Source organism: Synechococcus sp. R60.1 (genome assembly GCF_047461835.1).
Classification (GTDB): domain Bacteria; phylum Cyanobacteriota; class Cyanobacteriia; order Thermostichales; family Thermostichaceae; genus Thermostichus.
The window spans coordinates 15842-30551 of the sequence record NZ_JANSIA010000026.1 but is presented as its reverse complement, the minus strand read 5'-3'; the positions used below and the strand labels follow the sequence as shown (position 1 = coordinate 30551).

General features: G+C 57.9%; 10 protein-coding genes. 7 read left to right on the top strand and 3 right to left on the bottom strand.

The window, feature by feature from the left end:
* A partial coding sequence (locus NW834_RS05545) for a zinc ribbon domain-containing protein (protein ID WP_414426251.1) occupies window positions 1-338 on the top strand: 338 nt, incomplete at its 5' end.
* A 41-nt stretch (window positions 339-379) separates the two neighbouring features.
* Here the strand turns inward: NW834_RS05545 and ureC are convergent.
* Window positions 380-2098 carry an urease subunit alpha gene (gene ureC / locus NW834_RS05540; protein WP_414344620.1) on the bottom strand — a complete coding sequence of 573 codons (1719 nt, stop codon included), beginning with the start codon at window positions 2096-2098 and terminating at the stop codon, window positions 380-382.
* Between the two features lie 327 nt (window positions 2099-2425).
* Here ureC and psaA point away from each other — a divergent pair, with 327 nt between their 5' ends.
* The 4 genes from psaA (at window position 2426) to NW834_RS05520 (ending at window position 9276) form a co-directional block, all read left to right on the top strand.
* On the top strand, window positions 2426-4693 hold the full coding sequence (gene psaA, locus NW834_RS05535; RefSeq protein WP_414419837.1) for a photosystem I core protein PsaA: 2268 nt from the start codon (window positions 2426-2428) through the stop codon (window positions 4691-4693).
* 21 nt (window positions 4694-4714) lie between these two features.
* On the top strand, window positions 4715-6949 hold the full coding sequence (gene psaB / locus NW834_RS05530; RefSeq protein ID WP_011431693.1) for a photosystem I core protein PsaB: 2235 nt from the start codon (window positions 4715-4717) through the stop codon (window positions 6947-6949).
* Between the two features lie 107 nt (window positions 6950-7056).
* Window positions 7057-7638 (top strand): Uma2 family endonuclease, encoded by a 582-nt coding sequence (locus NW834_RS05525; RefSeq protein WP_414419836.1) that lies wholly within the window; start codon window positions 7057-7059, stop codon window positions 7636-7638.
* A gap of 81 nt (window positions 7639-7719) precedes the next feature.
* Complete coding sequence (locus NW834_RS05520; RefSeq protein ID WP_414419835.1) at window positions 7720-9276, top strand: phytoene desaturase family protein; 1557 nt, start codon at window positions 7720-7722, stop codon at window positions 9274-9276.
* A 59-nt stretch (window positions 9277-9335) separates the two neighbouring features.
* Here the strand turns inward: NW834_RS05520 and NW834_RS05515 are convergent, their stop codons facing one another.
* On the bottom strand, window positions 9336-10802 hold the full coding sequence (locus tag NW834_RS05515) for a hypothetical protein (RefSeq protein ID WP_414419834.1): 1467 nt from the start codon (window positions 10800-10802) through the stop codon (window positions 9336-9338).
* Between the two features lie 322 nt (window positions 10803-11124).
* On the opposite strand from NW834_RS05515, the gene NW834_RS05510 reads away from it, so the two are divergent.
* Together NW834_RS05510 and NW834_RS05505 are read left to right on the top strand one after the other, a co-directional pair.
* Window positions 11125-11784 (top strand): hypothetical protein, encoded by a 660-nt coding sequence (locus NW834_RS05510; RefSeq protein WP_414419833.1) that lies wholly within the window; start codon window positions 11125-11127, stop codon window positions 11782-11784.
* A 66-nt stretch (window positions 11785-11850) separates the two neighbouring features.
* Window positions 11851-12927 carry a hypothetical protein gene (locus NW834_RS05505; protein ID WP_414419832.1) on the top strand — a complete coding sequence of 359 codons (1077 nt, stop codon included), beginning with the start codon at window positions 11851-11853 and terminating at the stop codon, window positions 12925-12927.
* Between the two features lie 221 nt (window positions 12928-13148).
* Here the strand turns inward: NW834_RS05505 and NW834_RS05500 are convergent, their stop codons facing one another.
* On the bottom strand, window positions 13149-14552 hold the full coding sequence (locus NW834_RS05500) for a phosphoglucomutase/phosphomannomutase family protein (protein WP_414426250.1): 1404 nt from the start codon (window positions 14550-14552) through the stop codon (window positions 13149-13151).
* Between the last annotated feature and the right edge of the window lie 158 nt (window positions 14553-14710).

Here is a 14710-nt window from a genome sequence, read left to right as displayed (position 1 = left end):
AGTTTGGTAGCAAGACGGCAAGGGCGATGCTCACCTGGGCGCACTATCGGTTCAAGCAGTTCCTGAAGTTTCAAGCCCAAAAGAAAAACGTGGTCGTCGTGGAAGTATCGGAAGCGTACACCAGCAAAACCTGTACCAAGTGCGGGCACATCCACACCAAGTTGGGTGGCGCAAAGGTGTTTAGATGCCCAAAGTGCAACCATAGGCTACCACGAGATTGGCAAGGCGCCTTGGGTGTTATGCTCAGGGCTTTGCGGGATACCGCCATCCTGTTCAGCAGTGGGCAGGATGCTATCGCTGCACCGTTGAGCGATAATGCTCAGCAGTGTTCAGCGTAAATGTATCAGCTCTCAAGCTCTCCCAAATTAGAACACCCAAATTAGAACAGAAAGTACCGTTGTGCCATGGGCAGCACCTCTGCCGGCTCGCAGGTGAGCAGCTCTCCATCGGCCCGCACTTCATAGGTCTCTGGGTTCACCTCAATGCGGGGAGTGGCGGTGTTAAGTTTCAAATCCGCTTTGCCGATCTCGCGGCAGTTTTTGACCGCTACGGCCCGGCGCTGGATCCCCAATTTCTCCGGGATCCCCAGGTCTAGGGCAGCCTGGGAGACAAAGAGGAGGCTGGTCTCGGTCAAGGCGCGGCCAAAGCTGCCGAACATGGGGCGAGGGTACACCGGCTGCGGGGTTGGAATGGAAGCATTGGGATCCCCCATTTGGGCGTAGGCAATCAGGCCCCCCTTCAGGACGATTTCCGGCTTAACCCCGAAAAAGGCCGGCTTCCACAGACACAGATCCGCCAGTTTTCCCACCTCCACCGACCCGATGACGTGGCTGAGGCCCTGGGCGATGGCAGGGCAGATGGTGTACTTGGCTACGTAACGCTTGGCCCGGAAGTTGTCGTTGCGGCTGCTGTCCTGCGGCAGAGGCCCCCGCTGCACCTTCATCTTGTGAGCCGTCTGCCAAGTGCGGATGATTACCTCCCCCACCCGGCCCATAGCCTGCGAGTCGGAAGAGATGATGCTGAACACCCCCATGTCATGCAAGATGTCTTCGGCGGCGATGGTTTGGGGGCGAATGCGGCTTTCGGCAAAAGCAATATCCTCCGGCACATTCTTGCTCAGGTGGTGACACACCATCAGCATGTCCAGATGCTCTTCGATGGTGTTGCGGGTAAAGGGGCGGGTGGGATTGGTGGAGCTGGGCAGCACGTTGGGCTCAGAGGCAATGCGGATGATGTCGGGGGCATGCCCACCCCCGGCCCCTTCGGTGTGGAAGGTGTGAATGGTGCGGCCATTGATGGCAGCGATGGTATCTTCCACAAAAGCCGATTCATTTAAAGTATCGGTGTGGATGAGGGTTTGGATGTCGTACTCATCCGAGACTTGCAAACAGCTGTCGATCACCGCCGGCGTGGATCCCCAATCTTCATGGATCTTGAGGCCGCAGGCCCCCGCTTCCACCTGTTCCCGCAAAGCTGCGGGAAAAGCCGCGTTTCCCTTGCCAAAGAAGCCCAAATTGACGGGGAACCCCTCCGCCGCCTGCAACATCTTGCCCAAGTTCCAAGCTCCAGGGGTGCAGGTGGTGGCGTTGCTGCCTGTGGCCGGCCCAGTTCCGCCCCCCAAAAGGGTGGTCACTCCCGAGGCGATGGCAAACTCGCACAGCTGCGGACAGATGAAATGCACATGGGCATCGATCCCGCCCGCTGTCAGGATCAGGTTTTCCCCGGCAATCACCTCAGTGCTGGGGCCAACCACCATGCCCGGCGTCACCCCCGCTTGGATGTTGGGGTTGCCGGCTTTGCCAATGCCGACAATGTAGCCATCGCGAATGCCCACATCCGCCTTGACGATGCCCCACCAGTCCAGGATCAGGGCGTTGGTGATCACCAGATCCAAGGCCCCGTTGGCGCGGGTGGCCGTCGGCGATTGCCCCATGCCATCGCGGATGGTTTTGCCGCCCCCAAACTTAATCTCCTCGCCGTAGGTGGTGAAATCCTCCTCCACCTCGATGATCAGTTCGGTATCCGCCAGGCGCACCCGATCCCCTACGGTGGGGCCGTAGTTGCTGACGTATTGGCGACGGGGAATCTCTAGGGTCATAGGGTGGTATCTGCAAAAGGGCTGCCAGGGTTTTACCACACATCCCCACCCAGGGGATCCCTTGCTGTCTATTGTTCAGTTCCAACCCTTCCTGAGAACGGATTGGGTTGGCTGAAAATTCGTTACATATATTTACATCTATGATCGAAAGAACAATTGCCAATCGACTCCAGCCTCGATGGGACAAGGGATCCCTCGTTTAATTATTGTGAAGCAACTGAGGGCTCACAAACCCTGACCTATAATGCCAGGTAAGTCCTGCCCTGGGGGAATCTTCTGCCAAGGGGTAGGGATGCTTCGTTCCTTGTCGCAAGAGAGGAGTTCTTGATGACAACTACGCCAAAGGAGCGAGAGCCGAAGGTCAAGGTGTCGGTTGATGTGGATCCGGTTCCCACCTCATTTGAGAAATGGGCCAAGCCGGGGCACTTCGACCGCAGCCTATCCCGTGGCCCCAAGACCACGACCTGGATCTGGAACCTCCATGCTCTTGCTCATGACTTCGACAGTCACACCAGCGACTTAGAAGACGTCTCTCGTAAGATCTTTTCCGCTCACTTCGGCCACTTGGCAGTGGTTTTCGTCTGGCTGAGCGGCATGTACTACCACGGAGCTCAGTTCTCCAACTATTCCGCTTGGCTGGCGGATCCGATCAACGTCAAGCCCAGCGCCCAAGTGGTCTGGCCCATCTTCGGCCAAGAGATCCTGAATGGGGATGTGGGCGGCGGCTTCGAAGGGATCCGCATTACTTCTGGTCTATTTCACCTCTGGCGAGCTGCCGGCATCACCAATGAGTTTCAACTCCTCTGCACCGCCATCGGTGGCTTGGTGATGGCCGGGTTGTGCCTGTTTGCCGGCTGGTTCCACTACCACAAGCGGGCTCCCAAGCTGGAGTGGTTCCAAAATGTGGAATCGATGCTCAACCACCACCTAGCGGGCCTGCTGGGGCTGGGTTCTTTGGCCTGGGCTGGCCACCAAATCCACGTGGCCATTCCCATCAACAAGATGTTGGATGCGGGCGTGCCGGCTGACCAGGTGCCTTTGCCCCACGAGTTCATCCTCAAGCCCGCCTTGATGAAGGAGATGTTCCCCAGCGTGGATTGGGGCATCTTCAGCGGGGTGGTGCCCTTCTTTACCTTGGATTGGGGCAAATACGCGGAGTTCCTCACCTTCAAGGGTGGCCTGGATCCGCAGAACGGCGCCCTCTGGCTAACCGACCAAGCCCACCACCACTTGGCCATTGCCGTGCTCTTTATCGTGGCCGGCCACATGTATCGCACCAACTGGGGCATCGGCCACTCCATTAAAGAGATCCTGGAAGCCCACAAGGGCCCCTTCACCGGCGAAGGCCACAAGGGCCTCTACGAAGTGCTCACCACCTCCTGGCATGCCCAACTGGCCATCAACTTGGCCATGGTGGGATCCCTGAGCATCATCGTGGCCCAGCACATGTACGCCATGAACCCCTACCCCTACATGGGCATCGACTACGCCACCCAGATCTCCCTGTTTACCCACCACATGTGGATAGGCGGCTTCTTCGTGGTGGGGGGTGCTGCCCACGGGGCCATTTACATGGTGCGGGACTACGACCCGGCGGTGAACCGCAACAACGTGTTGGATCGGGTATTGCGCCACCGCGACGCCATCATCAGCCACCTCAACTGGGTGTGTCTGTTCTTGGGCTTCCACGCCTTTGGCTTCTACGTCCACAACGACACGATGCAGGCCCTGGGTCGTCCGCAGGACATGTTCTCGGACACCGGCATCCAACTGCAGCCCATCTTTGCCCAGTGGATCCAGTCGCTGCACACTTCGGCCATTGCCAGCACCGCTCCCTATGTGGGCGCCTCGGTTAGCCCCATCTTTGGTGGCGACGTGGTGGCTGTGGGTGGCAAGGTGTCCATGATGCCCATGGTGCTGGGCACGGCGGACTTCATGGTGCACCACATCCACGCCATGACCATCCACATTACGGTGCTGATCCTGCTCAAGGGGGTGTTGTTTGCCCGCTCTTCCCGGTTGATCCCGGACAAAGGCAAATTGGGCTTCCGCTTCCCCTGCGATGGCCCGGGCCGCGGCGGCACCTGCCAGGTCTCCGGCTGGGATCACGTGTTCCTGGGGCTGTTCTGGATGTACAACTGCATCTCCATCGTGATCTTCCACTTCAGCTGGAAGATGCAGAGCGACATCTGGGGCACCGTCAACGCCGATGGCACGATTGAGCACATCACCGGCGGCAACTTTGCCACCAGCGCCATTAACATCAACGGCTGGTTGCGGGACTTCCTGTGGGCGCAATCGGTGCAGGTGATCAACTCCTACGGCTCGGCTCTGTCGGCTTATGGGCTGCTCTTCTTGGGCGCTCACTTTGTCTGGGCCTTCAGCCTGATGTTCCTGTTCAGCGGTCGCGGCTACTGGCAGGAGCTGATTGAGTCCATCGTTTGGGCCCACAACAAGCTAAAAGTCGCTCCGGCCATTCAACCCCGCGCTCTGAGCATCATTCAGGGTCGGGCGGTCGGTGTGGCCCACTACCTGTTGGGAGGGATCGTCACCACCTGGGCGTTCTTCCTGGCACGGTTCGGCGCACTCGGCTAAGGCAAGGAGGAAGAGAGAATCATGACAACTGCAACTCGTTTTCCCCAATTCAGCCAAGACCTGGCCAGCGATCCCACCACGCGTCGGCTGTGGTATGGCATTGCCACCGCCCACGACTTCGAGACCCACGATGGCATGACGGAGGAGCGGCTTTACCAAAAGCTGTTCGCCACCCACTTTGGCCATCTGGCAATCATCTTCCTGTGGGCCTCCGGCAACGTCTTCCACATTGCCTGGCAAGGCAACTATGAGCAATGGGTAGCCAACCCCACGGGTGTCACCCCCATCGCCCACGCCATCTGGGATCCCCACTTTGGCAAGGCAGCGGTGGAAGCCTTTACCCAACCGGGGGGCGGCGGCCCCGTCAACGCGGCCTACTCTGGCCTGTACTACTGGTTCAACACCATTGGCCTGCGCACCAACGGCGATCTCTACGCCGGTGCCATTGGCCTGTTGTTGTTGGCGGCGGTGTTTCTGTTTGCCGGCTGGCTGCACCTGCAGCCCCGCTTCCGGCCTAGCCTGAGCTGGTTCAAGAACGCTGAAGCCCGTCTCAACCACCACCTGGCCGGCTTGTTTGGGGTCAGTTCCCTGGCTTGGACTGGTCACCTGGTACACGTCGCCATCCCCGAGTCCCGCGGGCAGCACGTAGGCTGGGACAACTTCCTTACCACTCTGCCCCACCCGGCAGGTCTGAAGCCCTTCTTTACCCTCAACTGGGGGGTGTATGCCCAGAACCCGGACACGGCCAACCATGTCTGGGGCACGGCAGAAGGGGCGGGCACGGCCATCCTCACCTTCTTGGGTGGCTTTAACCCCAACACCCAGTCCCTGTGGCTGACGGACATGGCCCACCACCACCTGGCCATCGCGGTGATCTTCATCGTGGCCGGCCACATGTACCGCACCAACTGGGGCATTGGCCACAGCATCCGGGAGATCCTTGGCGCCCACAACCCCCCCAAGGGCACTCCCTTCGGAGGCCTGCTGGGAGAAGGCCACAAAGGTCTCTACGACACGGTCAACAACTCCCTGCACTTCCAGTTGGCTCTGGCCCTGGCCTGTCTGGGGGTGGTGACCTCGCTGGTGGCGCAGCACATGTACGCCCTCAACCCCTACGTGTTCATGTCCATGGATCACACCACGGAGGCGGCTCTCTACACCCATCACCAGTACATTGCTGGCTTCTTGATGGTGGGGGCGTTTGCCCACGGGGCCATCTTCCTGGTGCGGGACTACGATCCTGAGGCCAACAAGAACAACGTGCTGGCGCGGGTGCTGGATCACAAGGAAGCGATTATCTCCCACCTCAGCTGGGTATCGCTGTTCCTGGGCTTCCACACCCTGGGGCTGTACGTCCACAACGACGTCATGCAGGCCTTTGGCACGCCGGAGAAGCAGATCCTGATCGAGCCGGTGTTCGCCCAGTTCATCCAGGCCTCTCACGGCAAGATGATCTACGGCATGGATGTGTTGTTGTCCAACCCCGACAGCCTTGCTTCTACCGCTTGGCCCAACTACGGCAACGTGTGGCTGCCGGGCTGGCTGCAGGCCATCAACGATCCCAATGGATCCCTGTTCCTGCCCATTGGCCCAGGTGACTTCCTGGTGCACCACGCCATTGCGCTGGGCTTGCACACCACCACCTTGATCTTGGTCAAGGGGGCGTTGGATGCCCGCGGCTCTAAGCTGATGCCGGACAAGAAGGACTTTGGCTACAGCTTCCCCTGCGACGGCCCGGGTCGAGGCGGCACCTGCGACATCTCCGCCTGGGATGCCTTCTACCTGGCCATGTTCTGGATGCTGAACACCATCGGCTGGGTTACCTTCTACTGGCACTGGAAGCAGCTTGGGGTTTGGAGCGGCAACACTGCCCAGTTCAACGAGAACTCCACTTACCTGATGGGCTGGCTGCGGGATTACCTCTGGGCCAACTCCGCCCAGTTGATCAACGGCTACAACCCCTACGGGATGAATAACCTGGCGGTCTGGGCCTGGATGTTCCTGTTCGGCCACCTGGTGTGGGCAACCGGGTTCATGTTCTTGATCTCCTGGCGCGGCTACTGGCAAGAGCTGATCGAGACCTTGGTGTGGGCGCATGAGCGCACTCCCTTGGCCAAGCTGATCCGCTGGAAAGACAAGCCGGTGGCCATGTCGATTGTCCAAGGTCGTCTGGTGGGTCTGGCTCACTTCACGGTGGGTTACGTGCTGACCTACGCGGCCTTTGTTATCGCCTCGACAGCCTCTCAGTCGGGGTAGCAAGCCCATAACCTGCTGAATAGGGATCCCTCGGCTGGTCCAGGGATCCCTTTTTTGTGAGTTGGTAGAGTGGTGATATGAAGTTTAGGGTCTGATGAGTTTGGTCGATGACTCTAGCCGCCCGATTGGATCCCTATATCAGGCGATATACCTTTGAGGAGTTTCATCGGCTGATTGAGTCTGGACAGATTGAAGAGCCCAATCAGTTGGAGCTGATTGACGGGCTCCTGGTTCAAAAGATGACGAAAGGGGAGAGGCACGCCGCCTACTGTAGCCGCCTGTACCGACTGTTGGTGGGCCTTGTGCAGGAGCAAGCTATTGTGCGCACCCAGGATCCGGTGCAACTGCCCCCCAATCACGAGCCGGAGCCCGACTTTGCCATTGTGCGCTTTCAGCAGGATGAGTACCGCTCTCGGCATCCTCAGCCCGAAGACATCTATCTCATCATCGAAGTGGCTGATTCTTCCCTTACCTATGATCGGGAAGTCAAACTCGGACTCTACGCCAAAGCCGGGATCCCCAACTACTGGATCTTGAACTTGCAAGAGAACTGCCTAGAGGCTTACAGCTTGCCAACAGGGTCGGGAGTTTACCAGAAAAGAGAGGCTTACACCCCCGAGGAGAAAGTTGGGATCCCTGGGATCCTGGCTGGAGAGTTGAGTCTGGATCAGGTTTTTTCCATCGGTTAAGGCAGGGATCCCTTGCCGGCAGATCGAGTCTTGGCTGGCAGGAGTATTGTGGGTGGAGAAGCGTTTGCAGAAGGATTGTTGATGAGCTACGACGCGGTGGTGATTGGGGCCGGGCACAACGGGCTGGTGAGCGCTTGCTATTTGGCCAAAGCGGGGCAAAAAGTGCTAGTGCTGGAGCGCTATCACACCGTTGGTGGTGCTGCCATTACAGAAGAAATTCACCCGGGCTTTCGCGTGTCGGTGGCTTCCTATTCCTGTAGTTTGCTGCGACCGGAGATCATCCGCGATCTGCGCCTGCCGGACTATGGCTTTGAGGTCTATGCCAAGCAACCTTCCTATTTCATGCCCTTCCCGGATGGGCAGCACCTCTTCCTGTATGCCGATAACCGCGCCAAGAGCAAAGCGGAAATTGCCAAGTTTTCCCGCAAAGATGCGGAAGCCTACGACCGCTGGGAGGAGTTTTGGGATCGGGTGAACGAGGTGGTGGAGCCAACCTTAATGCAGCCGCCGATTTCACTGGGGCAACTGGCGGATCGCTTTGCAGCTGCTGGCTATGAAGACGATTTCCGCCGCATCATGCTCCTCTCGACCACTGATCTCCTGGATGAGTTCTTCGAGTCGGAGCAGGTCAAGGCGGCGATGGCTCCCCAATCTTTGATCGGCACCTCTGCCGGGCCGATGACTCCGGGTACGCCCTACATCTGGCTAGTCCATGCGGTAGGTCGGGCCATTGGCTCGCGTGGGGTCTGGGGCTATGTGCGCGGTGGGATGGGATCCATTACCCAAGCGATGGCCAAGGCAGCTCTGGACTTAGGGGTGGAGATCCGCACGTCTGCTCCAGTGGCGGAGATCTTGATGGAGAGTGGGCAGGCCGCTGGGGTTATCCTCGAATCGGGGGAAACCGTGCGGGCGCGGGCGGTTCTCTCCAATGCCCATCCCCAAATCACCTTTTTGCGACTCTGCTCCTCTTTGCCCCCAGACTTGCGTGACCGGCTAGAACGGCACTACCGCACCTCAGGCCCGGTGTACAAGCTCAACTTGGCCCTGGAGGAACTGCCCCGCTACACGGCGGCCCCTGCTGAAGTGCCCCCAGAAGTGGTCAGTTCCGCCACGGTAGACATTGCTCCCTCGGTGGCCTATCTGGAGCGGGCTTGGGATGATTGCAAATACGGGATCCCTTCCCGGGATCCGTTTATCGAGATCTACAGCCAATCCCCCACCGACCCGACAATGGCTCCCCCAGGCAAGCACATCCTCTCCTGTTTCTGTCAGTTTGTGCCTTACCAACCCAAAGGGCGAGACTGGAACGATGGCCTGCGGGAAGAATTTGCCGATCTGGTAATCGACAAAATTGCCCAATTTGCCCCCAACATTAAAAACGCCGTGATCGCACGGCAGATGTTGTCGCCCGTGGATCTGGAGGCCCGCTTCGGCCTTGTGGGGGGCAGCATTTTTCACGGGGAAATGACGCCGGATCAAAGCTACAACCTGCGGCCCATCTCCGGCCTGGCCGACTATCGCTCCCCCATTCCCGGCCTTTACCTCTGCGGCTCAGGGGCGCACCCAGGAGGCGGAGTGACCGGGATCCCTGGCCACAACTGCGCACAGGTGGTGCTCAGCGATCTGCCCAAGCTCTGACCGACGAAAAGGCCAAGCCAGAGCGGATCCCTGCTCTGGGATCAGACGGTTTGCCTGGGTTACAGCCGCACCTCAGTTCCCTCAAAAAACCCACGGATGATTAAGATAGTTCCAGTTGGGTCTGGAGTAAGAGTGTTAGTAGGGAATTGCTGTTCCAAAAACCACTGGCCGGAAATGCGCTCAGCAGAGGTCGTTGAATCGAAGACAAGGTTCAGATTTCCTCTTTGTGTTCCCCCACCAATATCAAGCCGGTTAAACGGCCCTGATAACTGTGCTCCGGCCAAGGTGCGGAAGAGGAAACCCCCCGTTGCAGGCACGATGCCCTGCAAAACAACTGGAGTATCCTCGCCTTCTTCCCTTTCAGTTCGTAATGAGAAAAAGTAATCAAAGGCTGTTGGAGCACCCGGTCCAGGAGTAGGGACAGGTAACTGAGGAATTGGGGTAGGAAAAGGCCGCGGTGGCGGGCTGACCTGGACAAAGTTGAGGACTGTGCTGACGTTGGCTGGGTCAAACTCCGCCTGAACCCGACCGTTCAGTAGGCGTCGGATGCGAACCAACTGATTGGGCAAGATGTTCGGTCGAGTCGGATCTGGAGCAAACAGCACTGACTGGGTACCCACCTGGGCAGGACGATAGACAATCTCCGCCTGGTTGGGACGGAAGTTCAGGCGTGCAAACAGGGCCAAGGCATCCTCAGGAGTGCCATCGCCCGCAACCCCCCGCTGCCGCACCACAAAGCTGGCGGAGAAGGATCCTTGCTGCAAAATCACATCGACATTACTTTGCCGAAGATCTGAGGAACCGAAAAACTGCCCTGTTACTTCATTGAGAACGCCCGGAACTCTTGAAGTTAGGAAAGCCTGACCCTCAAGAACTACTTGGTTTCCAGATCTGCTGACCAGAATCCTCTTAACTTGAAGAGTTATTCTACCTATTCTGGTAAACTCCTCTACTTCTTCTGTAAGCTCAGTTACTTGTAGGGTTCCGTCAGGTTGTAATCTTGTCTGCGTAGCTGAGACCCTTTCTCTTAGCTGCGTGATCCCTATCTCACCCGAGAATACTGTATTAACCCTAAGGCGGCGGTCGCCTACTCCGCTAGCAACCAATGCAAGACCATTCGATGTCGAGAGATCCACACGAGTGCTTAACCTTGCGTCATTCGGAGCAAAAGCAACAATCTCAAGGGGAGGAACTCGCTCTGCAATCTGGATGGCGAGGCGATTATCGTTCGTGGGTGCAATCAAGGCTTCTATACCCTCGAGTCGAGCTTCTCCACTCCCCCGAGTTGCTGTTGATCGAACAGGAATAGAAACACCGCCCCCAAACCTCGGATTGACATAGTCCAAGCGGAGGCTGGTGGTCTCCAGCACCGAGCCGGGGGTAAAGCGATACTCTTGGGCCGAGACAAAGGCAGCCGGATCTACCTGGACGGGCCCAGGCAAGGTCGGAGACTCATTAACTTCTCCGCAGCCGCCTAGCAGCAAGACTCCACACAAAACCGCCAACGAGCGACCTTTGAAGTTCATACGGCACTTCCTCACACACCTTAAATCTGGGCAAATCCACACACAAAATGGGGAGAAGGCACCCAACCCCTAACGCTACAGGTAAGCTGGCCGCCCCTGCTCGAGGCTATGATACCCCATATCTAGGGGATGGGCCGTTTCCAGAACAATTTCTTGCATTTGCTCTGCCGCTCGCTTGACAACGCTCTAGGATGCAGTAGAACTAACAGCAGGCATCCCCCTTGAAATTGTGCAGATGCATAAGACTTGAGCAAGCTCGGTGGATCCCCGCTGGACGCTGCCTAAGACATTTGATGTGGTGTGAGTGAGTGGAGATTTTTCGATGAGACGACGTTTTGGCTCAGCCCTTGGCCGTGGCGGCCTCTCTCTTTGGGCAACCTGTGCTTCGGTTGCGCTAATTACCGGCTGCAGTAGCGAGACCACCAGCGGGGTGCCGCCTCTACTGGCTTCTAGCGGTGCCACGCCTCCTCCTGTGGCCGTTGCCCCCACGATTGCCCCCAATCTCACGCCTATCACCTTCCGCCCAGGGCCGGACTTTGCCCCCATCACCCCACCGCCGGTTCAACCCGACCTTCCGGATCCGCCTAGTCTGTTGCCAGCTGGGGAGTTTAATCTTTTGCTGCTTTCTGGCATTCCGCCAGTGGGATCCGCCTTTGTAACTATCACCTTGCGCGGCTTATTTGCTCCAGGAGTGATCAGGAGCGTAGAGGTTCAGTTTTTTAACATCAGTCGCGGCACAGATATTACCGGTATCTTTTTGCCGACGGCAATTGAGCAGTTTAGAAATACGCTGATAGGCAGAGGCAACAGCTACGACGACCGAATCAACGGGATCACCCTCACCAACGGCTTCACCTTCCCGGCTAGCCTGGCTGCTTACAATGCCAATGTTGCTGCGGGGGAAAGAGTTTTGGTGATCGTGGTCATCCGAGATTCATTTGGTCAGGCTCTGAGGCTGGAAGCGCGCGCCCAAGCCACCTAAGCTGGAGCTGAGTAAGGCTGTTTGGGTTTGTGCCACGAGAGAGTTGAATGGCAGGAGGATGAGGGAATGAAAACGGGAAAAGTAGCTGGGGTTTTGGCTTGCCTGTGTTTGGGCTTGTTAACAGCTTGTCAACAAACTAAAGAGGGGAATCCAATCAGCTCGCTGCCAGGGCCAATCATCCCTGTGCAAAACCCGAATACAGAACCTGGAGGAACGGGGGTAGGGCTGCCATCCACTCCTCCGATTGGCTCTGTTCCCCCAGGTCAACCCAGCCCTCTTGTGCCCCCTCCTGTGTCGGCGCCGACGATCCCGCCCCTGCCCACTCCCAATCCCTCTCCCAGCATCGTTGGCCTGCCCCCAGGCCCCTTGGCTACTCCAGCGTTCGCCAAGAGCTTCAGTCCTTCCACAACCTCAGTGGGTGTTCCCGTAACCCTAAGCTTCACAATCACCAACAACTCTGGCATCCAACTGACTGGCCTTAGCTTTTCGGAGGTTCTGCCCGGAGGGTTAACTGTTGCTAACCCTAACAATCTCAACAACACTTGTGGAGGCACACACACAGCAGCTCCGAATACCAGTTTTATTTCCCTCTCAGGAGGGCAGCTAAGCCCCAACTCAACTTGTGCCTTTACTGTTCAAGTTGTTGCTGCAAGCGTGGGTACCTACACTAACCCTGCCGTAACTCTTACCAGCAACCAAGCTCCTGCGGTTCAGAGTGCCCCTACCAATCTCTCAGTGATCTCGGTTCCTCCTCCAACGTTCAATAAGCAGTTTAGTCCTAGCTTGGCCCCAAACGGCAGCACCGTGGCTGTTGTCTTCACGATCACTAACAACGCGCCTGTTCCTCTCTCAGGGCTCAGTTTCATAGATGCCTTGCCAGGGGGTTTACAGATCACGACACCCGTTGTTACCTTAAATACTTGCGATGGTATGCTTACGGCACCTGCCGGTGGGACCGCGATTTCTCTCATGGGCGGGAGCTTGGCTGCAGGCGCCTCCTGCGTAGTTTCTGTATCGGTCAGGCAAGTTCCGCCCCTGCCTGCACCACCAGTGCAGTACGACAACCCTCCAGTTACTCTCTTTAGCAGTGGGGCGCCACCAGTTCAATCCAATCCCAATCCAGCATCTGTGATTTTCAACTGAGCCCCCTGCAAAATCCTGGCTATTGATTGGCCGATGTCTGAACAGGGTAGTCGAACTTTTCCGGGGAATTCAAAATCTGTGGGATCTTGTGCTAGCTGAAGGATTCCGGCTGAATTTTGAGTCAAGCGATCCAGCTTTGCCAAAGAAGCCGTACTTTGTCCGACTTTGCAAGATTTTGTGAACAAGTGGGATCCTTGCCCTGCAAGGGATCCGCATCAACCTCAATCAACCTGGCCGATCAAGGCGGCTGCCCAATCCAGGAGGGCGTTCACTGCTTCTAGGTCTTTCGCTTCTGAGTACAACCTCAGCAGAGGCTCGGTGCCGCTGCCGCGAATCATCACCCAGCTTCCATCGGCGAGGACGAATTTGTGGCCATCGCGATCAAAATGTTTGATCACCTGCTGCCCCAAAATCTCAGCCGGGGGATCCTTTTGCAGCCGCTGGAAGAGCTGGGTTTGTTGATTTTGATCGGCGAGGTGGAGATCGCGGCGCAGGTAAACAGAGGTGAACCCTTCCCGTTCCTGCAAAGCTCGGTAAAGGGCGCTGAGATCTTGGCCGGTTTCCGCGACCGCTTCGATGAGATACAGGGCCGAAAGCAGGGCATCCCGCTCGGGAATGTGGCCTAGGTAGCCGATGCCGCCCGATTCTTCTCCGCCCAAGAGCACCTCTGTGCTCATCATGCGCTCGGCGATGTACTTAAAGCCCACCGGCATTTCCGTAACCGGTAGGCCATAGTGCTGTGCAACTTTAACAAACAGCTCGGAGCCGCTGATGGTTTTGACAATCTCGCCCCGCAAGCCGCGTCGCCCGGCCAGGTGGTCGATCAAGATGGGGATCAGGATCTGGGGGCTGAGGAAATGGCCTTGCCCATCGAGAGCCGCAATGCGGTCGGCATCCCCATCAAAGACCAAACCCATTTTCAAGGGGGCGGGATCCGCCGCGATGATCTGAGCAGAAGCCTGCAGGTTTTGGGGCAAGGGCTCGGGGGGAAATCCCCCAAACAAGGGATCCCGATGCGCCTGCAACTCAATGACCTTCTCCCCCAAGAGGCGCTTGAGGCCGCCAGCGCCAGAGCCAAACATGACATCCACCCAAATCTTGGCCGGGGATCCCTTGAGCTTTTCCAGATCCACAAAGCGGCTGAGCTGGGCCAGGTAGCCAGGCCAGGGATCCCAGGCGTGAATGGGGGCCTTGTGGGATCCAAGAGGTTGCAGGTGGCGCATATCCTGCTCGATGGCGGCAGTGACTTCCGGCGGCACGGATCCACCGAATCCCCCCTTGACCTTGAGGCCGGAATAGTGGGGGGGGTTGTGGCTGGCGGTGATCACCAAAGCGCCGTGGCAGCCCCGCTCCTTGGCACCCCAGCTAAAGGCCGGCGTTGGGGCCACACAGGTGGAGAGATAGACCGGGATCCCCAGGCGGGCCACCACCTCAGCAACGTGGGCGGCAAAGCGTTCCGAAAGAAAGCGGTTGTCGTAGCCGACCAGGATCCCTTCGCCGGGGTAGGTGCGGGCCAACACTTGGGCGCTGGCCTGGGCTGCAAGGGCCAAGTTTTGGAAAGTAAAGCCATCGGCAATCACGGCTCGCCAGCCGTCGGTGCCAAAACGGATCGGGGTATCGGCCATAGTGGTGTTGCGGTGGGTGCTGCCGCTTCAAGTCATAGCACGAGGCGGGAGTTGCGGGGTTCGGTCTGCTCTCAACTTCTTCGCTTCTTCTCTATCTCTATTGAGATGGGATGTGAGATGGGATGAGATGGGATCCCTCTCGCGGGGCCCGCAGAAGC

Coding starts and splice junctions, on each gene's coding strand:
- psaA (WP_414419837.1), top strand. CDS start 2,426: ATGACAACTACGCCAAAGGAGCGAGAGCCGAAGGTCAAGGTGTCGGTT.
- NW834_RS05505 (WP_414419832.1), top strand. CDS start 11,851: ATGAAAACGGGAAAAGTAGCTGGGGTTTTGGCTTGCCTGTGTTTGGGC.
- NW834_RS05525 (WP_414419836.1), top strand. CDS start 7,057: ATGACTCTAGCCGCCCGATTGGATCCCTATATCAGGCGATATACCTTT.
- NW834_RS05510 (WP_414419833.1), top strand. CDS start 11,125: ATGAGACGACGTTTTGGCTCAGCCCTTGGCCGTGGCGGCCTCTCTCTT.
- NW834_RS05515 (WP_414419834.1), bottom strand. CDS start 10,802: ATGAACTTCAAAGGTCGCTCGTTGGCGGTTTTGTGTGGAGTCTTGCTG.
- NW834_RS05520 (WP_414419835.1), top strand. CDS start 7,720: ATGAGCTACGACGCGGTGGTGATTGGGGCCGGGCACAACGGGCTGGTG.
- NW834_RS05500 (WP_414426250.1), bottom strand. CDS start 14,552: ATGGCCGATACCCCGATCCGTTTTGGCACCGACGGCTGGCGAGCCGTG.
- psaB (WP_011431693.1), top strand. CDS start 4,715: ATGACAACTGCAACTCGTTTTCCCCAATTCAGCCAAGACCTGGCCAGC.
- ureC (WP_414344620.1), bottom strand. CDS start 2,098: ATGACCCTAGAGATTCCCCGTCGCCAATACGTCAGCAACTACGGCCCC.